The organism is Nonomuraea sp. NEAU-A123, from assembly GCF_018603905.1.
GTDB lineage: Bacteria > Actinomycetota > Actinomycetes > Streptosporangiales > Streptosporangiaceae > Nonomuraea.
Genome location: NZ_JAHFZZ010000014.1, coordinates 203,761 through 223,842, shown reverse-complemented (window position 1 = coordinate 223,842; position 20,082 = coordinate 203,761). Strand labels below are relative to the sequence as shown.

The following is a 20,082-nucleotide window of genomic DNA, read 5'->3' as shown; positions in this document are numbered from 1 at the left end:
CAGGCTCGAGCACCGAGGTGGCCCCATTGTCGAACACTCATGACGAGGCGCTCCGATGGGAGAGCTGGCTTCAGGCCTATGCGCGGGCTCGTGACGAGCTGCCCGGACCGATCTCCGGGCGTTGCCCGAACTGCGGGCGAGCCTGTCTCCGCCTGGTGTACCGGCTCCGGATCCCCCACCTGCTCATCGGTGACGCCCACTTCTGGTGTGACCACTGCCTGCAGGGCCCTTACCTCGGCCGCGTCGAGATCCCCGAAGCCGCGGCGGCGGCCGCGGACGAGCAGGCGTACCAACGGCTGAAACCCACGATCCCCAACTACAAGCTCATCCCCCCTGCGATGTCCGACCCCTAGGCAGGCTTGTAGACCAGATACAGCACGCCTGTCGTGAACGTCTCGGACTTGATCAGCTCCAGCGGGACCGGCTTCTCCCCCTCGTCGAACAGGCGCTCGCCCTTGCGGACGGCGATGGGGTGCACCAGCAGGTGCAGTTCGTCCAGCAGGCCCGCTGCCAGCAACTGGCGGACCACCGAGACCGAGCCGCTCACGGCGATGGGGCCGCCCGGCTCCTTCTTCACCGCGCTCACGGCCTCGACCAGGTCGCCCCGCAGGAGTTCGGAGTTCCGCCAGGTGAACTCCAGGGGCTGGCGGGACACGATGATCTTCCGTGCGTCGCCGAGCGTCTTGGCGAAGCCGGCGTCCTCGCCACCTGCTGCTTCCCGCTCCGGCCACGCTCCGGCGAAGCTGTCATAGGTCTTGCGCCCGAGGAGCAGGGTGTCGGTCATCTGCGCCGACACGGCGGCCCCCATCTCGTCGTTGAAGTACGGAAAGTGCCACTCCGCCGGGTCCGCTACAACCCCGTCGAGCGAGATGAACAGGCTTGCGGCGATCTTTCGCATGATGCTTCTCCTTGGTAAGGCGCGGGGCCGTTCTGATACGCCTATAACCTCGCAGGACCTACTTACGGATCTCTTAAGGTCTCCCTTTGACCATTTCGGTCATTTGACGGCGGATCCTCTCGAATGCCGCCGTCGCCACAGCTCGCTGGAAGTCCTGGGGCAAGTGCGGCTGAGCCGGGCGAGGAGCTTCCCTAGTCCTGCTCGGGGACGCGGCCGACGCCGCCCAGGACGCCGCCCTTCTCCAGTCCGGGGACGACGAACGGGTCGTCGTTGCGCCAGTCCTGCACCGGCACGAGGCCGGGTTCGAGCAGCTCCAGCCCGTCGAAGTACGTGCGCACCACGTCATAGTCCCGCAGGTGCAGCGCGCCGGAGGTCGTCCGCCGGTAAACGTCCTCGGTCTCGGTCCTCCGGTCGGGGATGCTCTGGCCCCGCTCCACGTACGCGTGCGTGATGATCAGGAGGCTCCCCGGCGCCAGCGGCTCGCGCAGGGCCTGGACGATGCCGGCCACCTCGTCGTCGTCGCTGAAGTAGTGGAACAGCGCCACGACCAGCACGGCCACGGGCCGGCTGAAGTCGAGGTGCTGGGCGGCGGCGGCCAGGAGCCCCTTGGGGTCGTGCGCGTCGCCGTCGATGATCACCGTGTCGGGGTTGTCGGCCAGCAGCGCCCGGGCGTGGACCAGCACGATCGAGTCGTTGTCCGAGTAGACGACCTTGGCGTCGGGGATGATCCGGTGCGCGACCTGGTGCACGTTGTCCTGGGTGGGCAGACCGGTGCCGATGTCGAGGAACTGCCGCACGCCGGCCCTGGCCGCCGCCTCCACCGCGCGGACCAGGAAGTCGCGGTTCGCCCGGGCCATTTCCCGCACGTTCGCACCACCCTGGCTGCCCAGCTTGACGATCTTCTCGGCGGCCTCGCGGTCAGCGGGGAAGTTGTCCTTACCGCCCAGGAAATAGTCATACATTCGGGCGACGGTGGGGACATTCGGATCAATCTTCCCCGGAGGTCGCTCACTCTCGGTCACGCCACACCCTTCCTCACCTTTCACCGCATCTTATGGGTAATCGGTAGGTCTGTGATCAGGATCCGCCAGATGCCCAGTATTTACGGAGGAATCGATCCAGCCGCTGGACGACCGGCGGCCACGTGCGGGCCAGCCCGCATCGGCCGACCGTGCACCCCCAGTGACGCTGCGTGCCCGGCGAGCCTCGCACAGCGTGCGGTCACAGGGGGTACTGCTCGCCGACCTGCTCCTGAACCGCCTTGTCCTTCGGCAGGTAGGCCGGGTAGAAGTCCCTGCCGCACTCCAGGTCGTCGAGCGCCGCCTTGATCTCCCTCTGCAGGTACGGCTTGGCCTGCTCAGGGGTGAGGGTCGGCCTGTAGTACGTCCACGGCTCGCCGTCCTTGCGCGGAGGCGCGGCATCCGGGACGTCGTCCCTCTGCTCGCGCCCGAGCCTGTCCCACAGATCCTGGAACGTCTGGAGGCCGTTCTGGACCATGGCCTTCGGGGTGGCTTCGCCGGGAGAGTAGCCCTTGCCCTTCAGGCAGGTGGCCATGGCGGAGGCCAGCCGCACCAGCGTGGGGTCGGAGTTCAGCGTGCGCTCGATCGCCCGGTCGGCGGCCTTGCCCGCCTGCTCGAGGTAGTCCATGTCCGACTTCACGGTCAAGCCGAGCACCTGTTTGATGGCGGCGGCCGCGCAGGAGTCCAGCGCCTTGTCGTAGGCGCCGAGCTGAGCCCTGTTGAGCGAGGACTGGATCTTCCCGTTCGGGTTGCTCTCGGGCCCGGCGTCCTGGGCGTTGGATTCGTCGGGGTAGACGTACTGATCGAAGACCCCGAACCCACGTTTTTCGCGATATTCCCGCATCGCTTGGTAGTCGCCGACGGCCCGCTTCTCGTCCTTGGGGAGCTTCTTCCATTCCTGTACGAACGCGACGTACTTGAAGCCCTTCTTCTTCATGCAGTCGGCCTTGGCCGCTTCGACCTGGTATTTCTTGTCCTTGGCCGCCGACGCGTCGGGCGACGGCGCGGCGCTCCCGGCGGCGCCCCCGCAGCCGCCGATCAGCGCCAGTGCGGCCACGGCGAGGAACATTTGACATGATCTTGTGAGCATGCCGAGAGACCGTACTCCGTTCAACGGAGTACGGTCAATCCGTTGATCTATGCGGTACGCGCGGCGCCATTCTCCGCGGCCGAGTCCGCGGCGGCTCGTTCGAACGAAGGCCCTGGCGGGGTCAGCTCGGGCGTGGCGGAGTCCGTCACGGCCGGCCGCTCTTCGGCCTGCGGCGCCGAGGCACTGGCGGCTTGCCCAACGGCCCCCGCTGCCGGGGCGCTTGGCGCGGAGCGCTCGAAGAAGCGGAGCAACTCCACGGGCAGCGGCATGACCAGGGTGGAGGTCTTCTCGGCCGCCACCTCCACGACGGTCTGCAGCAGCCGCAGTTGAAGCGCGCCGGGGGCCTCGGTCATGATGGCCGCCGCGTCGGCGAGCTTCCGCGAGGCCTGGAACTCTCCGTCCGCGGTGATCACCCGGGCCCTGCGCTCGCGCTCGGCCTCGGCCTGGCGGGCGATGGATCGCTTCATGCCCTCGGGAAGATGGACATCCTTGATCTCCACGCGATCGATGTGGATGCCCCAGCCGAGTGCGGGGCTGTCGATCATCAGCGCGAGGCCCTTGTTCAGCTCCTCGCGGTTGGAGAGCAGGTCGTCGAGATCGCTCTTGCCGATGATCGAGCGCAGCGAAGTCTGCGCCACCTGCTCGATCGCGAACAGGTAGTCCTGCACCGCGATGGCCGCCCGCAGCGGCTCCTCGACCCGGAAGTAGGCGACGGCGTCGACCTGGACGGAGACGTTGTCACGGGTGATGCCCTCCTGCGTGGGCACCGGCATCGTGACGATCTGTACGTTCACCTTCTTCATGCGGTCCACGACCGGGATGAGGAGGGTGAACCCTGGCTGGCGGACCTCCTGCTGAACCTTGCCGAGGCGGAAGACCACACCCCGCTCTACCTGGTTGACGATCCTGATGCTGCTGACCGCCAGCCAAACCGCCAGCAGGACGATCAGCCCGAGCACGATATTGATGATCATGGCGTGCCCCTTCCAGTTCAAGGCTAGATCCGGGTACACACCTGTCAGGTAAGGAAGTCGTCAAGTCCTGGTCAGCGGCATCATCTTCGTGGTCGCCGTCATCCGCCGGGGGCTCGGTAGTCCACCTTCTGCCGCGCCGCCTCGTCGATCTCGTCCGGGGTCAGCAGGACGACCGTCTTCGTCCGTGCTCCTCCGGCCGCCGTCACCGCGAGGCCCACAGCGGCCGAGGCCGCGTTGCTGGGCATGTCGGCGATGATGTAGACGTCGTTCTCGCCGAAGGCGAAGTACATCTGCTCGACCCGGCCGCCGACGCTCTCCAGCATGCGCTCCACCACCCGGCATCGTGCGGTGCCCCCATCGCGAAGCACCCCCTTGATGCCCTCCACCGAATAGCTCGCCTGAATGAGGTATTTGGGCATGGTCGGACTCCCCTTTGCCTGGCGCCGCCCGCACGCGAACGGCCATGAATGCGATCTCGTGGGCCACGTTCTCGGTTTCGGGTGTCGGCAATCCCAGCCGGTGTACTGATTTCCGTCTGGAAGCTCAAACCGCTGAAAATCAGGTGTGACACGTCACTCCACCACCTAAGGTCATGAACGTGACCAAGCTCAACCAGATCCTCGCGGTCGAGAAAGGCGTAAAGGCCGGCACGCAGCGTGCGGTGTCCGACGCCTACCACACCGTCCAGAAGGCGCCGCTGCTGTCCGGCCTCTCGCGTACCTACCAGCCGATCGACGACGAGGGCGAGCAACTGCCGCCGGAGTCGACGCGCGTACAGGTGAAGACCGAGCAGGTCATCGCCGACGTAGTCGCGGCACTGACCAGGCTGTTCGACGTGACCGCGACGAAGGACTGGACGAACGCGGTCGCCAAGGCCGACGTGGTCGTCGACGGCCGGACGCTCATCTCGGGGGTGCCGGTCACGTACCTGCTGTTCCTGGAGAAGCAGCTCGTCGACCTGCACACGTTCGTGGCGAAGCTGCCGACGCTCGACTCGGCCGAGACGTGGACGTTCGACGACAACGCCGAGACGTGGCGCACCGAGCCGGTCAAGACGACCCGCACCAAGAAGGTGCCGCGCAACCATGTCCTGGCCGAGGCGACGGACAAGCATCCGGCGCAGGTCCAGGTGTTCACCGAGGACATCGTGGTCGGCTACTGGACGAAGACCACCTTCTCCGGCGCACTGCCGGCCCGCCGTGTGAACGAGCTGCTGGCCCGCGTGCAGAAGCTTCAGGACGCGGTGAAGTACGCCCGTGAAGAGGCCAACGCGACCGCCGTCGAAGACCAGGAGGTCGGCGGCGTGGTGTTCCGTTACCTGTTCGCCTAACCTAGAGACTCCCCGTTGAGCGCGGGGTGCGCGAAAGCGCGAAGCTGAAGCTCAGATTGAACCTGACGAACGGCTCAAGTGGAGGTTCGAGTCCTCCCCGGGGTACGCGCCTCGGTAGCCCAACTGGCAGAGGCAGCCGATCAGACTCAGACTCTCGCTCTAAGCTCAGCATCGCCGTCGGCGCCAGATCAACCGAGGATGGACTGTGATTGTTGAGATGCCGGTTCGAATCCGGCTCGCGGCTCTTCGTGCCGCGGTGGCTCAATGGCAGAGCGCACGTCGTCAGGACTGATCCGCCCTCTTAAACGCCGCTGGCGCCTTACATGGCGGCACATCTTAGGCCCCCCGGCTTGGGTAGTCCGGGGGGCCGCTGCCTGTTTGTCACGATCTCGGGCGCTGGCGCTCCCCATCCCCTCTGATTACCATGCGTAGCGAAGATGTTGCGCAGGGTAGTAGGAGGTTTCGTGAAGCGTCTCATCGCCATTCTCACCACCGCCGCCATGGGGGCCGCGCTCGCCATCTGTCTGACCACCCCAGCCACCGCCGAGACCCTCACCAAGCCACCCGGGTCTTCGTCGACGCGTCTCATCGATTTCGAGGAGGCGCGGGTCATACCCGGGATCATCCCCAACACGTTCATCCTGGTCGTCCGTGGCGAAAAGCCCTATCTGAACATGCGGGTCGAACTGGTACCGCTGCGCTACGTCCACCGGCCGGACTACTGGGGCATCGAAGTGACCGGCCGACTCCCCGGCGGCGTCGGACTGCCGGTCACCTCGCCGTACACGGTGTCGCTGCCGCTCGACGGCATCATCGGCTACCGGGGCATCGAAGTCATCGGGGCGACGTCCAGCAAGAGGATCGACGTCCCCTTGACCTGACCGCGATACGAGAGACGCCCCGCCCGCCTCGAAGGTGGACGGGGCGTCTTCGCTATTTGCTGGCGTCGACCAGGTTGACAATGGCCACCGCGGCGCGGAGGTACTTGTTGCGGCCGAGATCGCCGATGGTCTTGATGTTGAACGCCTTGGCCAGCGCCTCGGCGTCAGCGTCGCTCACACCGGCGAGCGCGCTGACCGGGGCGGTAGGAAGCTGGTCCAGGGCGTACTGCTCGAATGCCTTGTCGAGCAGCTTGTCGAGATTGGCGGTAATCGTCATGGCGCACCTCCGTGTGGTGATCGGATAGCGGGTCGCTAACCCCCACAGGGAGGTTTTCAGCCTTGTCGTGATCCGCCCCGGATCGACCCGGCTCCCTTTCCGGGTCATGAGGCTGGCTTGCCGAATCGCTTAGGACCAGTGGCCTACCAGTCGCCCTTGTAGAGCTGGCCGCGTACCGCGCCGCCGGGGAACTCGGCGGTGTGCAGGTTCACGTACCAGTTCTTCGGGTTCTTCCAGATGCGGTGGGCCACCGCGGCCGAGGTGGTCACGCTCCCGGCGACGCCGTTGACGCTGGGCGGCAGGCCCTTGTCGGCGGCGAAGAAGGGCACGACCACCGGCCCGTTCTTACCCTTCCCCGCGCGGTGGATGTGCGAGGCGATCGGCGCCCCGACCTGCTGCCACGCGGCGGCGAACCACACCCGGTTGCCCTCCGGCTGCACCAGCCAGCCGGCGAACCCGTTGTGGTCGCCGACCTTCATGCCGGGTGCCGGCACCTCCTGCCGCCCGTTGGCCCGCGCGGTGAGCGTGGTGCCGAACCCGTGCGACAGCACCGACTCCAGCTCCACCGGGCGGATCCGGTAGAGCTGGGCCCGTACCGCGCCGCCGCCGAACTCGGCGTTGTGCAGGTTGGCGTACCAGTTGCCGGGATTGTTGACGATGCGGCCGAGCAGGGCGAGGTCCTTGACCAGGACCGTGCCCTTGACCGCGTGGAGCGCGGCGGGCATCGCCTCGCCGAAGAACGGGACCCTGACGTCGCCGTTCTCACCCTTCTTACCCTTGTGGATGTGGAACCCGCTGGGCGCGTCCACCTTCTGCCACCGGACGGCGTAATCGACCCGGTTGCCATGGATGCGGAACACCGCGAGGGCGTTGCCGTCCACGTCACCGACCTTCATCCCTTCGACAGGCACTTCGTTCGCGCCCTTGAGCGACGCGGCCAGGTAGATGGGGGTGCTGGCCTGCGCGGCGATCGGGCTGAGTGAGGTGGTGACCAGTGCGAGGGCGACGGACAGGCCGGGGACAATGAGGGTGCGCATGTTCATGATGACCCTTTCAGTTCTCTCTGGCCTGGTACGGCTGCCTCCCTCGCGGGGTTCAATGATCAGTCGATGGCGCCCGATTGGGTGAGGAGGTTCTGGTACCACGTGTCGTACGGCCGGTTGGTCGCCGGATAGTTGGCCGGCGGGGTGGTGGCGTCGCTCGCCGAGTCGAAGTCCCAGCCGCGCACGAGCCGTCCCGCCTGTCGTGCCGCGGTGATGAACGAGGACTCGGTGGCTGGCGCCGCGTAGAACAGCGCGCCCTGCTGGAGCTCCGCGCTGTCGCCCTGCTGGAACTCGTCGAAGGCGGTCTGCGGGTAGCGGATGCGGTCGCCGGTGTATTGGTCGGTGTCCAGCCGCAGGGTCTGGGCCGAGGTCGGGCCGTCGGCGCCGGTCCACACGTGTACGCGCGACGTGCCGCTGGTCGCGGTGGTCTTGTCGTAGCGGGCGTCGGAGGTCTTGGCGTTGCCGCTCCAGGTGACCGTCATCGCGCCGGCGTTGAGCACGCCGGTCCAATTCCAGTTCTGGGTGCTGCTCTGGCTGCGGTGTATCTCGCGGAGCTGGGTGCCCGCCGCGTCGGTGAACCTGACCGTCGGCAGGACGCCGTTGTCGTACTGGTGGCTGGCCGACCAGGTGATCTCGCCGTCGGCACCGAGGTGGCCGACGCGGTACCACAGCGTGGTCGCGCTCTGGGACTGGTGGACCTCGACCAGGTCGCCGTTGTCGTTCAGCGTGACGGCCGGTGTGACGCCGGTGTCGTACTTGCCGTGGCGTAACCACGTCACGCGGCCGTCGGCGCCGTACGTGCCGGTCCAGTACCAGAGCGTGCCGGAGCCCGAGTCGTGCACCTCCACGACCTGGCCGCGGCCGTTGATCGCGACGGCCGGGTTGTAGCCGATGTCGCGCTTGTACTGGGTGCGGGTCTCACCGTTGCCGGAGATCAGCGCGAGCACCCGGCCGCGCAGCGAGTCCACCGTCGGCGTGCTCGCCGGGTAGTCCTTGGCCTGCAGCAGCCGCGAGCCGAAGACGGACGTGAGCTCCTGGTTGAGCGCGGCCGGCTCGCCCGCGGCGAAGGAGGCGTTGTCGGTCAGGTCGTCCTTGACGTCGAGCGCGACCACGATCGGTGCGGCGGTGGGATGCTGCGCGGACCAGGTGTTGATCACGTTGAGCCAGTCGCGCAGGAGGTTCGACGCGGGGTTTCCGGTGTGGTCGACCAGGTTGCCGGGGGAATCATGGCCAATGGCGTAGTCGTGCGCGGTGGCGTAACCGTTGTCGTGGATGTCGAGTTCGATGAAGCGAATGCCGTGGTCGAGCTGGTAGGTGATCGAGTTCTTGGCGCCGTCGACGTTGCCCGAGTAGCTGTTGTGCGTGGCGCGGAAGATCGCCGAGGGTAACGGGGCGTCCGCCGCCGCCTCGGCGTTTCCACTGATCAGCAGCGCGGACGCGGCGACGGCGAGTGCGGGCAGGACGGTTCTTGGTCGGGACATTCTATGATCTTCACACCGGGGCTGTGCCCCGACAATACGATCACGAACTTTGGGCCCGAGAGGGCCGCGATGCGTGGACCGACCTGGGCATATGCCAAGTTATTGCTGGTCAGGGCTGCGTGACGCCTTCGTCGAGGCGGATGAAGGTCGCGCCCGCGGCGGCCGCGCGGGCACCGAGGACGTGCCCGTCGCACATCCTCGTCTCCGTCCCGGCCCGGTCGATCACCTTCCACGTCACCGGCTCCTGGCACGGCCGGCCGCGCCGGTCGTGGTTCCAGGTGCGCCGGCACACCCGGCACTCGGAGACGCCGGCCGTGGAGGAGAGGGTGTTGCCGTGCTCGGGGCAGATGCCCCACGGCAGGCCGCACGGCTGGGCCTGGAGCCTGGCCAGGTCCATGGCCGCGCGCTCCAGGTCCTCGGCGCCTCGGGCCAGCCAGTTCGCGGCCTGCCCGGCCGCCACAAGGGGGTCGCGTTCCGGCGATCCGATCGGGGCGCTGTCGCAGAGTGCCCGGACCTCGGCGGTGAGCGCCTCGGCGCGGCTCGCCAGGGCGCTCAGGTGCGCGGGAGTGACGGTCATGCAGGCTTCCCTCTCGCAAGGGCCGACGACTGGTTGCTGATCTGCAGCCTACGTCCGCGAGGCCCCGGGTAAGTGCGAGTGGTTACGCAGGTTGGCAGCCGGTCGCCGAGGGTCACAGCACATCGTCGGTGTGCTGCTTGATCAAGGCGGCCACCTCTTTGGCCTCCGGTGAGGAGGTGGCCTCCAGGACCGCGAGCGAGCTCCGCCACGCGTCCATGGCCGCGGAGCGGTCTCCGGCGTCGCGGTGCACGTCACCGAGGGCGCGCAGGGCGAGGCCGTGGCGGCGTGGCGCGGGGATGGCCTGGCAGATCGCGATGACATCCGTCAACGTCGCGACGGCCTCGTCGAATCGGCCCTGCAGGCGCCGGAGCTCGGCCCAGGCGAACAGCACGCGGGCCCGGCCCAGGCTCTCTCCGACGTTCTCGTAGATGGCCAGGGCCCGCTGCAGGAGACGTTCCGCGTCGGCGAGGTCGTGCTGGGCGAGTCTGGCCGACGCCAGCCCCAGAGTCGCGTACGCGGTTCCCCTGGGGAAGCCGAGCGTGTCGAAGTAGGCCATCGCCTGGCTGAACCCGGCCTCCGCGGCGGCGGAATCGCCTCGAGCGAGGTCGATCTCGCCGAGAATGATCCTGGCGAACCCCCGTGAACGGACGTCGCCGATATCGTCGGCCAGCCGCACCGCCCGCCGGAGGTACGGGCCGGCGAGGTCGTGCCGCCCCTGGTTGAAGTGGATGTGGCCGATGCCCCGCAGGATGGCGATCTCCGTACCGTGGTCGCCGACCCGCGCCACGTCTTCCGTCGCTTGCTCGTACAACTCCAGGGCCTGGGCGTAGCGGCCTTGGAGGCGATGGAGCTCGGCCAGGTTGACCAGGACCAGGGCATGTCCGTGCCGGTCCTCGGCCTTCTCGAACAGCCCGAGGGCCTCCTCCAGCGCCTCGCCGCTGCGCGGCATGTCGTCGCGGGCGAGGAACAGTCCCGCCAGGCCGTTGAGTATGGTCGCCTGCCCTCGTACGTTGCCCGAACTCCGGGCGCAGAGCAGGGCCGTCTCATGCGTCGCGCGCCATTCGTCGTAGAAGCTGCGGGTCTCGAAGAGGTGCATGGCGCTGGAGGCGAGTTCCCAGCAGAGTTCGTCCGCTTCCAGCGCCGCGCTCTGGCTGACCGCGGTGACGATGCCCGCCCGCTCGGCTTCCACCCAGGCGAGCGGGTCGCGTACATGGCGTTCAACGATCTCCGGGTCAGGCGACCAGAGCGGGCTGCGGCCGTACGGCAGGCGGTAGTCGCCGCCGCACAGCCGGGCGTGCGCCTGGCGGGTCAGGGCGAGCCAGGCGCTCAGGGCGCGTCGTATCGCGGCGATCCGTTCGTTCTCAGACTCCTCGGTCTCAGCGCATTCTCGCGCGTACGCCCGCGTCAGGTCGTGGAAGCGGAACCGCGCCTGCCCGGACGGGTCATGACCCGCGACGTCGAGGAGGCGGACGTCGACCAGTTGCTCGATCAGCTCCTCGGCCTCGGCGTACGGCATGTCGAGCAGGGCGGCGGCCGACCACGCGGCGAAGTCCTGCGCTTCCACCAGCCCGAGCAGGCGAAACAGCCGCCGCGCCGGAGAGGTCAGGCCCTGGTAGCCCACGGCGAGGCTGGCCCGCACCGCCTGGGAGCCGTGGGAGAGCTGGCGCAGGCGGTTGCGGGTGTCGCTCAGCCTGGTGACCAACTGGTCCAAGCCCCAATGCGGCCGGGCGGCGAGCTTGGCTCCGGCGATACGTACGGCAAGGGGCAGGCCACCGCACAACTGGACGAGCGTGTCGGCGTCGCCGGACGCTTCGGCGGCCCGATCGGCGCCGATGAGGTGCCGCAGGAGTTCGAGCGCCTCGCCGGACGGCATCATCGGCAGATCGATCATGCGTGCGGCGGGCAGCCCCGTCAGCCGGTGCCTGCTGGTGATGAGGACCGCGCACCCGGGCGTGCCCGGCAGCAGCGGGTAGAGCTGGCCCTCGTCCGCCGCGTCGTCCAGCACCACCAGGTAGCGGCCGTTCGCCAGCTTGGCGCGGTACAGCTCCGCCCGCTGGTCCAGCCCCGAAGGGACGGTGGCGCTGTCGACCTCGAGCGCGCGGAGGAACCGGCCCAGCGCCTCCTCCGGATCTGTGGGGCGGTTCTCCCCGCCGCGCAGGTTCATGTAGAGCTGCCCGTCGGGAAAGTCGTGCCGGACGTGGTGGGCGATGTGGATGGCCAGGGCGGTTTTTCCCACGCCCCCTTGGCCGGAGATGACGCAGAGGGGCACCGTCTGCGTCGGCGGGATCCGCGCGGGCTCGGCCCCCGCCGGCTCGGGGGTCGTCGCCCGTTGGCGGGCCGGGCCGAGCGCCTCGATCGCCGAGGCCAGCTCCCCTTGCCTGCCGACGAAGTCGGCGATGTCCGGAGGTAGCTGGCAGATGCCCCTCACCCGCGGTTCGGGCGCGATGGGCGGCAGGCCGCCGCCGAGGATCATGGACTGCAGGTCCTGCAAATCCTTGCTCGGTTCGACGCCGAGCTCTTCCACGAGCACGTCGCGGGCGCGGCGGTAGGTGTCGAGCGCCTTGTCCCGCTGACCCGCGCGTGCGTGTGCCAGCATGAGCAGATACCAGGCCTTCTCCCGTAAGGGCTGCTCAGCCAGCAGGCGGCGGAGATCGTCGATGATCCCTTTGTGGGCGCCGAGGACGAGTTTCACCTCCGCGTAGTCAAGCAGCGTCTCCGTACGACGCTCCTCCACCTCGGCGACGCGGGCGAGCAGGTCGCCCCCCAAGGGAGTGCCCTCGGCGGGCTGGCCGCGCCACAGCGCCAGCGCCCGCTCGAACCGCTCAGCCGCGGCCCCGGCCTCGCCCCGCTCGGCCGCCAGCCGAGCCAGGCGCACCTCCTGGTCGAAGATGAGCAGATCGACCTCCTCCGCACTGGCTTGCAGCAGGTAGCCGGATCCTTTGGTGAGGAGACGGGTGCCCGCCGGCAGCACCTTTCGCAGCTGGGCGACGTACGTCTGGAGGTTGGAGACCGCGGAGTGGGGGGCGTTCTCCCACAGCGCGGCGATCAGCCGGTCCCTGGACACCGTGGCGTTGACATTGAGCAGCAGGCTGGCCAGGACCACGCTCTGCTTGCCGCTCAGCTCGACGGATTGCTGACCGCCCAGGCGAACGCATACCGGCCCCAAGATGCCGAAGAATACTGCCGCCAAATCGCGCTCCCTCCTGTGATCAGTGGGTCGATCGATGGCTCCTGGGGTCATTGTTGATCAGGCGAGGCCCTCAGTCGAGGGTGTGAGCCGGCTGCGACGGGGCGCACGACGAACGGGCCGGCCTGCGCACGCCGACGCGGCGAGCGGGGAGCCGATCGATCAGGGGCGCCACAATGCGACCCGGAAACGCGTCTTCGATGGCGCCGGCGCGGTGCGGAAGCATGCTTCGGCCGCTTCGCCTTGCCCGCGCAAAACGCCTTTCAGCATTACCGTCCGCACAGTTGCGAGAGCGGGCGAATAATTATGCACCAAGCGGCCATATAACGACTACAATTTCACCACAAAGGCAGGGCTACCTGCGCAGATGCACAAGGATAATAATATTTATAAATTGTCCATAAGCACGGCTCCGTATGCAATTTGAACATCGACATATGCATTTGTACAGGCCCTTGTCGAGCGAGTTCTGGTCATCTAATGTCCGATTGATCAAATCACTTCCTCGATTCAGGAGCTCCGGTTGCGTCGATTAACATTCACCATCAGCATCGCGGCGGTGTTACTCCCGCTGCTTTCACCCGTGGCATCCGCCGCCACCGCCAATGCGGCAGATCCAGACGTGGTCCAGCAGGTCGGTCCGGGCCTGTACTTCACCGACACCGACACCTTCAAGATCAGCGAAACCGACGTGCCGGCCGGTGTGATCGGCCGTTCGCACGGCGTGGCCACCGGAGCCGATGACCTGGCTCGGCCGCAGTCAGCCCTGCCGTCCCGTCCCGAGATGGCGGTGTTCGGGCCGGGCTGGAAGGCCGAATTCCTCGGCGGGATGATCGACAGGAAACTGGAGACCCAGAGCGGCGCCATCGTCGTCACCGAGCTCGACGAGGGAAACTCGACCCGCTACGAGTTCAAGAGCAGCGTCTCCTTCCCCGACGGCGGCGGCGTCAACCGCTACGAGAGCACCGACGGCTCCAAGATCGCCGAAACGAGCCGGTGGGACGCGACGGCCGGGGTCATGCGCACCTCCATCTCCGAAACGATCGCGATGGACAAGGGCGCCACGGAGACGGGCGACGACACCTTCGCCCAGAGCAATGCCGAGCTCAGCCTCACCTACACCTGGAACAAGATCGACGGGCTGCAGGGCACCGACACCTGGCGGGCGACGGCCACCGGCAACACCGCCTATGGCACCGCCGCGGTGACCTACGACTCCCAGGGCCGCGTCAGCACCGTCAAGGAACCGGCCGCCGGGGAGACCCCCGAGGAAACACTGACCGTCCAATACGCCACCTCGACCACGGCCACCTCGTCCTCCTTCGGTGACTTCGCGGGCCGGCTCAAGCAGATCACGCTCACCTCCGGCACGGCGGCGCCGCAGACCGTGGCCAGCTACGGATACGACCCCAACGGCCTGCTCCGCACCGTGGCCGATCCCACCCAGAGCACCTCCCCCGCGGCGACGTACGCCTACGACCAGATCGGCCGCCTGACGTCGATCGACTCGCCCACGGACGGCGGCTGGCAACTGTCCTTCGCGGCAGGCACCGCGGCCCCCACCGCGACCGCCACCGACACCGCGCGCCCGACCGCCGGCGATACCATGCAGGGCGCGACGGGAATCAACGACCCCAACGCCACCGCGCCGGCCCCGGGCGACTTCCTCCCCGGCGACATCTCCAACCCCCAGGCCTATCCTTCCTACTGCAACGACGCCTGGAAGTGGCTGTACTACCAGCGAGCCGGCTGCTCCGCCTGGGTCGCGCACAACGGCTGGCACAAGCCGCTGTGGAAGCAGCTCCCCAGCAAGCGCTTTGTCGTCGGCATCACCTACGACCACTGCACGAACGCCCCGGACCGCCCCTCGGGGTTCGACTTCCGCCCCGCCTGTGACATGCATGACTATGGCTACGGGCTGATCGGCAACACCTACAAGCACTACAAGTACTACCTCGACAGGTACCGCAAGTCCCAGGTGGACGACGTGTTCTACAGCACGCTGAAGAACTGGACGTGCAACGCCTACTTCGTCCTGGTACGCCCCGTCTGCAGGAGATGGGCGTGGGTCTACCGCCAAGGCGTCCGCCTCGGCAATCCCAAGAACGGCGCGGACAACACCTGAGCCAGAAGCCGGATGGCGGAGCGGGATCGCCCGCCATCCGGCCCCCTTCCTTCGCGGCTCCCTCAGCCGTCCGCCGACAGCTCCAGTAGGTGGAAGTACGAGTCGACCGGGCGGGCGTCCGTGAGTGCCCGCGACCCCGGCTGCCGCTGACTGGCAGCGCCTGTCAGCCGCTGTCAGCCGCTGTGCCCGGACTCTCAGGCGTGCCCGGCAAGCTGGCGATCATGACCTACGCCATTGAGGCAGAGGGCCTCACGAAGAGGTTCGGAGAGACGACCGCCCTGGACCGCGTCGACCTGGCCGTGCCCGCGGGCACGGTGCTCGGGCTGCTCGGTCCCAACGGAGCGGGCAAGACGACCGCCGTACGCATCCTGGCCACGCTGATGCCGCCGGACGCGGGACGCGCCCGGGTGGCCGGACACGACGTCGTACGCGAGGGCACGCTGGTACGCCGGCGCATCGGGCTGACCGGGCAGTACGCCTCGATCGACGAGGATCTCACCGGCATTCAGAACCTCGTGCTGATCTCCAGGCTCGCGGGCCTGTCCAGGCCGGACGCCAAGCGGCGGACCAGGGAACTGCTGGAGCACTTCGACCTGGCCGCCGCCGGCGAACGGCTGACGTCCACCTACTCGGGAGGCATGCGCCGCAGGCTCGATCTGGCGGCCAGCCTCGTCGCCCGGCCCCGGGTGCTCTTCCTCGATGAGCCCACCACGGGCCTCGACCCGCGTAGCCGCAACGATGTGTGGCAGATGATCCGCGAGATGGTCGCCGACGGCACCACCGTCCTGCTCACCACCCAGTACCTGGACGAGGCGGACCAGCTCGCCGACGGGATCGTCGTGGTCGACCACGGCCGGGTCATCGCCCATGGCACCACCGACGAGCTACGCGCCCAGATCGGCCAGCAGACGCTGGACGTGTGGCCGATCGACCCGGCGCATCTCGACCGGGCCGCGGCGATTCTCGCCGAGGTGACGGGCACGGCTCCGGTGCGCAACGCCGAGGACTCGCGGGTCGCCGTCACGGTGGACGACCCCGCGCTGCTGTCGGTCGTCGTGCGGCGGCTCGGCGAGGACGGCATCGCCGTACGCGAGCTGGCCTTCCGCCTGCCCAGCCTGGACGAGGTCTTCCTCATGATCACCACTGGCCGGAGCCCGGAGAGGACCGCGACATGACCGTCGAGACCATCGCGGAGCCGCAGCGCGTCGGGCTGCTGGCCGCGATCAAGCACAGCGGCACGCTGACGTGGCGCAACCTGCTCAAGGTACGCAACTCACCTGAGCAACTCGTCGACGTGATCATCCAGCCGATCGTCTTCGTGATCATCTTCGCGTTCCTGTTCGGCGGGGCGATCTCCGGGGACTGGCGGGCGTACCTGCAGTTCCTGGTGCCGGGGTTGATGGTGCAGACGGTGCTGTTCGCCACGATGGGCATCGGGGTCGCGTTGAACGCCGACGCCAACAAGGGCATCGTCGACAGGTTCCGCAGCCTGCCCATCGCGCGATGGGCGCCGCTGGCCGGGGCCGTGTTCGGCGACGCCGGGCGCTACGTGATCTCCATGGTGGCGCTGGTGGGCTTCGGCTCGATCCTGGGGTTCAGGTTCCAGAACGGGCTGCTGGCCGGGCTGGCGGCCTGCCTGGTGACGCTGGGGTTCGCGCTCGCGCTGTGCTGCATCCCCGCCACGGTGGGGCTGACCGTGAAGAACCCGCAGACGGTGCAGGGCATCGGGTTCATCGTGATGTTCCCGCTGACCATCATCAGCAACGTGCTGGTGAAGACCGAGACGCTGCCCACGTGGTTGCAGGCATGGGTGAAGGTCAGCCCGGTGACACAGGTGGTGAACGCGACCCGGGGGCTGATGCTCGGCGGCCCGGTGGCCGAGCCGGTGCTCTACACCGCGCTCTGGGGCGTCGGCATCGTGATCGTCTTCGCCCCGCTGGCCGTACGGGCCTACTTCCGCCGTACCTGATCCCCTGGCGGGCGGAGGCCCGGGATGAGCGTGTCCGCCTCCTCCGTGGACAGCGCCATGCCGCGGGCGTGCGCGGCCCGGTAGGCGTCCTCCCCCAGGAGGGCGCGGACGGTCGAGATGAGGCGGACCACGTCCGGATTGCCGAGGTCGAGGCTGCCGCGCAGCCGGGTCGCGAACCCCAGCAGCGCGGCGGCGCGGTCCGTCTCCCGCCCGGCCACGGCGATCGCGGCCAGGCCCTCCGCGGCCCCGGCCAGCGTCTGGGCGCTCCTGTGCTCGATCGCCGACCCGGCCGCCTCCCCGAACAGCGCCGCGGCCTCGTCGGCCGCGCCCTCCGCCAGGGCCGTCCAGCCGAGCCCGATCAGGATCAGCGCCCGCACCTGGCTGGTCACCAGGGCGTTCGCGGCGAATCCGGCCAGCGCCAGCTCGTACTGGCGGCGCGCCTCGGCCAGTTCTCCCGCCCGGCAGGCGATCTCGCCGAGCGCGCGGCGGGCCAGCAGTTGCGTCTCGTGCGCGGCCTCGGCCACGTCGAGCACCTCCATGAGCTGCGCCCGACCGCCGGGCACGTCGCCGGCGCGGGCCCGCTCGACGCCCAGGCGCACGCGGACGCTGAGCACCTCCTCGGGCGATCCCAGCTCGATCGCCGCCTGGAGCGCCTCCTCGCACGTGCACACCGCCCCGGCGCTGTCGCCGCGCAGTCCCTGCTCCTCGGCCAGGGCGTTCAGGGTGGTGATGAGTCCCCACCGGTCTCCCACCTTCCGGAACGCGTCGAGCGCCGCCCGCAGGTGGGTGACCACGCTGGCCCCCTCGCCCATCTGCTCGGCGGCGAAGGCCCGCATCAGCAGGAGCAGGGCCCGCGTCCACGGGTCAGGATGGGCCGCGTACCGCTCCAGCGCCCCCACGAGCCGGCCATGGTCGTAGGCCAGCATCGCGGACACCAGTTCCAGCAGGACCACCGCCGGGGGATCCGCTCCGGGGCGCGGCTCCTCCCGCAGCGGGGGCCGCGCCCGCGTGCGCTCGGGCGGCTGGTCGCCGCTGACGAGCGCGGCGAGCGCCTGGTACGCCGAGGCGACCCGGCGCTCGACCCCTTGCGACTCCCCCGGCACCGCCAGCGCCTCGTCCAGCCACGCCCGCGCCTCGACGTAATTGCCGCGGATCATCCAGTACCAGCCGAGCACCGCCCCGAACCGCACAGCCGTGTCAGCGTCCCCGGCCCTGGCCGCCCGGCGCAGCGCGCTCAACAGGTTGTCGTGCTCGGCCGCCACCCGCGCCATCCACTTGACCTGTTCCGCGGTCCGTAACCAGGGCTCGGCCGACGCGGCCAGCTCCAGGAAGCAGCGGACGTGCGCGGCCTCGACGGCTTCGGCCTCGCCCGCCTCGGCCAGCCGTTCGGCGCCGTACACCCGTACCGTCTCCAGCATCCGGTAGCGGCCCTGCTCGCTGGCGTCGGTGAGCTCCACCGTGATCAGTGACTTGTCGGCGAGCGCCGCGAGCAGATCGAGCACGTCCACGGCGGCGAGCTCGTCACCCGCGCACACCTGCTGGATGTACTCCGGGCCGGCGCCGCCCGTGAAGACCGAGAACCTGCGGGCCAGCAGCCGCTCGGCGTCGTCGAGCAGGTCCCAGCTCCACTCCACGACCGCGCGCAGCGTCTGGTGGCGGGGAAGAGCCGTCCTGCTGCCCGCCGTCAGCAGCCGGAACCGGTCGTCGAGCCGGGCGGCGAGCTGGGCGAGCGGCATCGAGCGCAGTCGCGCGGCCGCCAGCTCGATGGCCAGGGGCAGCCCGTCCAGGCGGCGGCAGACCTCGGCGATCAGGGCGGCTGACGCCTCCGCGGCGAACCCGGGGCGCACGGAGACCGCGCGGTCGGCGAACAGCCGCGCGGCCGGGTAGTCCAGCACGTCCGTGCCCGTCACGTGCTCGGGTGGGGTGGCCAGGGGCTGGATGGGCCACAGCACCTCTCCTGTGATGCCCAGCGGCTCCCTGCTGGTGGCCAGGATCTGCAGCCTGGGGCAGGCCGAGATGAGCCGGTTGGCCAGCGCCGCCGCGGCGGCGATCACGTGCTCGCAGTTGTCCATGATGATCAGCGGGCGCCGGTCGGCCAGCGTCTCGATCAGCCGCTCCACCGGGTCCCTGGTGGGCGCGGCGGCCTGGAGGAGGCCCTTCTCGCGGATGTCCAGGGTCTGGATGAGGATGGTGGGCAGGTCACCGGGTTCGCGGGCCCTGGCCAGTTCCGCGATCCAGACGCCGTCCATGGGACGCTCGCGTAATCGGGTGGCCACCTCCTCGGCCAGCCGGGTCTTGCCCACTCCCCCCGGCCCCACCAGCGTGACCAGGCGGTTGCCGGACAACAGCGCGGCGACGGCCTCGATCTCCCGGTCTCTGCCCACGAAGCTGGTGAGCTGCGCGCGCAGGTTGGTGGCCCGCCGCCGGGGCGCCGGGGCCGGGCGCAGGCCGGGATCATCGCGCAGGATGGCCAGTTGGAGATCCCGTAACTCCGCCGACGGCTCGATGCCCAGCTCGGCGGCGAACGTCGCGCGCGCGTCCGCGTACACGGCCAGCGCCTCGGCCTGCCTGCCGAGCCCGGACAACGCCCGCATGAGCTGAGCCCGCGGGCGCTCGCGCAGCGGCTGGGCGAAGACCAGCGCCTCAAGGGGGGCGACGATCTCGGCGTGCCTGCCCAGGCGCAGACGGGACTCCACCTGGTCCTCCACGGCGTTCAGCCGGAGCTCGGCCAGCCGGGCGGCGGCGGGGGCGGCGAACGGCGCGTGCGCGGCGGCGGTCAGCGCCTCCTCGGCCCGCCACAGTGCCAGAGCCTCGCGCAGGAGGTCGGCGGCCCGATCGGCCCGGCCCGTCGTCAGGGCCCGTCTGCCCTCGGCGGCCAGCCGCTCGAACCGATAGGCGTCGACGTCGTCGGCGGCGAGCGCGAGCCGGTAGCCGCCGGGCAACGACTCGACGAGCGACGTCCCGATGGGCGCCAGGGCGTGGCGCAGGCGCGAGACCAGCGACTGCAGGGCGTTGACCACCCCGGCCGGCAGCTCCTCCCCCCACAGGTCGTCCATCAGGGAATCCACGCTCACGACCCGCCCCGGAGCGAGGGCGAGACGGATGAGAAGGGCACGCACCTTGGGGCCGCCGATCTCCACCGGGCGGCCGTCCGGGGCGGAGACCTCCAGGGGGCCCAAAACCGCGACCTTCACCGGGCAAGAATCTCATATCACGGCGGACGCGCGCATT

At 69.2% G+C, this 20,082-nt stretch carries 17 protein-coding genes; 6 read left to right on the top strand and 11 right to left on the bottom strand.

The genetic code is table 11. The annotated features are described in order from the left end of the window. Positions 1–26: 26 nt before the first annotated feature. Positions 27–353, top strand: a complete 327-nt coding sequence (locus tag KLK06_RS37400) for a ZPR1-type zinc finger protein (RefSeq protein WP_214640364.1) — start codon at positions 27–29, stop codon at positions 351–353. Here the strand turns inward: KLK06_RS37400 and KLK06_RS37395 are convergent. From KLK06_RS37395 to KLK06_RS37375, 5 genes are all read right to left on the bottom strand, one after another. After that, entirely contained in the window at positions 350–898 is a 549-nt protein-coding gene (locus KLK06_RS37395; RefSeq protein WP_214640363.1) for a dihydrofolate reductase family protein, read from the bottom strand. The genes KLK06_RS37400 and KLK06_RS37395 overlap by 4 nt on opposite strands. A gap of 191 nt (positions 899–1,089) precedes the next feature. After that, the gene (locus tag KLK06_RS37390; RefSeq protein ID WP_308168620.1) at positions 1,090–1,920 is read right to left on the bottom strand and encodes an SAM-dependent methyltransferase; all 831 of its coding nucleotides are present in this window, start codon (positions 1,918–1,920) and stop codon (positions 1,090–1,092) included. A gap of 199 nt (positions 1,921–2,119) precedes the next feature. Then, on the bottom strand, positions 2,120–2,986 hold the full coding sequence (locus KLK06_RS37385; RefSeq protein WP_214640361.1) for a hypothetical protein: 867 nt from the start codon (positions 2,984–2,986) through the stop codon (positions 2,120–2,122). A gap of 68 nt (positions 2,987–3,054) precedes the next feature. Continuing rightward, positions 3,055–3,981 (bottom strand): SPFH domain-containing protein, encoded by a 927-nt coding sequence (locus tag KLK06_RS37380; RefSeq protein ID WP_214640360.1) that lies wholly within the window; start codon positions 3,979–3,981, stop codon positions 3,055–3,057. A 98-nt stretch (positions 3,982–4,079) separates the two neighbouring features. After that, positions 4,080–4,400, bottom strand: coding sequence for a GYD domain-containing protein (locus KLK06_RS37375; RefSeq protein WP_214640359.1), 321 nt, complete (start codon positions 4,398–4,400; stop codon positions 4,080–4,082). A 179-nt stretch (positions 4,401–4,579) separates the two neighbouring features. On the opposite strand from KLK06_RS37375, the gene KLK06_RS37370 reads away from it, so the two are divergent. Together KLK06_RS37370 and KLK06_RS37365 are read left to right on the top strand one after the other, a co-directional pair. Continuing rightward, positions 4,580–5,311: a hypothetical protein gene (locus KLK06_RS37370; protein WP_214640358.1), complete on the top strand. Its 732-nt coding sequence runs from the start codon at positions 4,580–4,582 to the stop codon at positions 5,309–5,311. A 464-nt stretch (positions 5,312–5,775) separates the two neighbouring features. After that, positions 5,776–6,192, top strand: a complete 417-nt coding sequence (locus KLK06_RS37365; protein ID WP_308168619.1) for a hypothetical protein — start codon at positions 5,776–5,778, stop codon at positions 6,190–6,192. 52 nt (positions 6,193–6,244) lie between these two features. Here the strand turns inward: KLK06_RS37365 and KLK06_RS37360 are convergent, their stop codons facing one another. The 5 genes from KLK06_RS37360 to KLK06_RS37340 all read right to left on the bottom strand — a co-directional run bounded on the left by KLK06_RS37360 (position 6,245) and on the right by KLK06_RS37340 (position 12,760). Next, the gene (locus tag KLK06_RS37360; RefSeq protein ID WP_214640357.1) at positions 6,245–6,469 is read right to left on the bottom strand and encodes a hypothetical protein; all 225 of its coding nucleotides are present in this window, start codon (positions 6,467–6,469) and stop codon (positions 6,245–6,247) included. A gap of 143 nt (positions 6,470–6,612) precedes the next feature. Continuing rightward, entirely contained in the window at positions 6,613–7,512 is a 900-nt protein-coding gene (locus KLK06_RS37355) for a CHRD domain-containing protein (RefSeq protein WP_214640356.1), read from the bottom strand. Positions 7,513–7,571: 59 nt separating this feature from the next. Next, on the bottom strand, positions 7,572–8,993 hold the full coding sequence (locus tag KLK06_RS37350) for a phosphatidylinositol-specific phospholipase C domain-containing protein (protein ID WP_214640355.1): 1,422 nt from the start codon (positions 8,991–8,993) through the stop codon (positions 7,572–7,574). A gap of 109 nt (positions 8,994–9,102) precedes the next feature. Further along, positions 9,103–9,570 (bottom strand): hypothetical protein, encoded by a 468-nt coding sequence (locus tag KLK06_RS37345; RefSeq protein WP_214640354.1) that lies wholly within the window; start codon positions 9,568–9,570, stop codon positions 9,103–9,105. Between the two features lie 112 nt (positions 9,571–9,682). Further along, positions 9,683–12,760, bottom strand: a complete 3,078-nt coding sequence (locus KLK06_RS37340; RefSeq protein ID WP_214640353.1) for a BTAD domain-containing putative transcriptional regulator — start codon at positions 12,758–12,760, stop codon at positions 9,683–9,685. 520 nt (positions 12,761–13,280) lie between these two features. On the opposite strand from KLK06_RS37340, the gene KLK06_RS61855 reads away from it, so the two are divergent. The 3 genes from KLK06_RS61855 (at position 13,281) to KLK06_RS37325 (ending at position 16,851) form a co-directional block, all read left to right on the top strand. Continuing rightward, entirely contained in the window at positions 13,281–14,882 is a 1,602-nt protein-coding gene (locus KLK06_RS61855) for a phospholipase A2 (RefSeq protein ID WP_214640352.1), read from the top strand. 221 nt (positions 14,883–15,103) lie between these two features. Continuing rightward, a complete protein-coding gene (locus KLK06_RS37330; RefSeq protein ID WP_214640351.1) occupies positions 15,104–16,057 on the top strand; it encodes an ATP-binding cassette domain-containing protein in 954 nt (317 codons plus the stop codon). Beyond that, positions 16,054–16,851: an ABC transporter permease gene (locus KLK06_RS37325; RefSeq protein WP_214640350.1), complete on the top strand. Its 798-nt coding sequence runs from the start codon at positions 16,054–16,056 to the stop codon at positions 16,849–16,851. Before KLK06_RS37330 ends, KLK06_RS37325 begins: the two co-directional genes overlap by 4 nt. Here the strand turns inward: KLK06_RS37325 and KLK06_RS37320 are convergent. Next, positions 16,833–20,045 (bottom strand): BTAD domain-containing putative transcriptional regulator, encoded by a 3,213-nt coding sequence (locus tag KLK06_RS37320; RefSeq protein WP_214640349.1) that lies wholly within the window; start codon positions 20,043–20,045, stop codon positions 16,833–16,835. The two genes, KLK06_RS37325 and KLK06_RS37320, sit on opposite strands and share 19 nt — an antisense overlap. Between the last annotated feature and the right edge of the window lie 37 nt (positions 20,046–20,082).

Excerpts from the sequence above, each read along its gene's own strand:
- KLK06_RS37395 (WP_214640363.1), bottom strand. The coding sequence starts at position 898 with ATGCGAAAGATCGCCGCAAGCCTGTTCATCTCGCTCGACGGGGTTGTA.
- KLK06_RS37385 (WP_214640361.1), bottom strand. The coding sequence starts at position 2,986 with ATGTTCCTCGCCGTGGCCGCACTGGCGCTGATCGGCGGCTGCGGGGGC.
- KLK06_RS37380 (WP_214640360.1), bottom strand. The coding sequence starts at position 3,981 with ATGATCATCAATATCGTGCTCGGGCTGATCGTCCTGCTGGCGGTTTGG.
- KLK06_RS37375 (WP_214640359.1), bottom strand. The coding sequence starts at position 4,400 with ATGCCCAAATACCTCATTCAGGCGAGCTATTCGGTGGAGGGCATCAAG.
- KLK06_RS37360 (WP_214640357.1), bottom strand. The coding sequence starts at position 6,469 with ATGACGATTACCGCCAATCTCGACAAGCTGCTCGACAAGGCATTCGAG.
- KLK06_RS37355 (WP_214640356.1), bottom strand. The coding sequence starts at position 7,512 with ATGAACATGCGCACCCTCATTGTCCCCGGCCTGTCCGTCGCCCTCGCA.
- KLK06_RS37350 (WP_214640355.1), bottom strand. The coding sequence starts at position 8,993 with ATGTCCCGACCAAGAACCGTCCTGCCCGCACTCGCCGTCGCCGCGTCC.
- KLK06_RS37345 (WP_214640354.1), bottom strand. The coding sequence starts at position 9,570 with ATGACCGTCACTCCCGCGCACCTGAGCGCCCTGGCGAGCCGCGCCGAG.
- KLK06_RS37330 (WP_214640351.1), top strand. The coding sequence starts at position 15,104 with ATGACCTACGCCATTGAGGCAGAGGGCCTCACGAAGAGGTTCGGAGAG.
- KLK06_RS37325 (WP_214640350.1), top strand. The coding sequence starts at position 16,054 with ATGACCGTCGAGACCATCGCGGAGCCGCAGCGCGTCGGGCTGCTGGCC.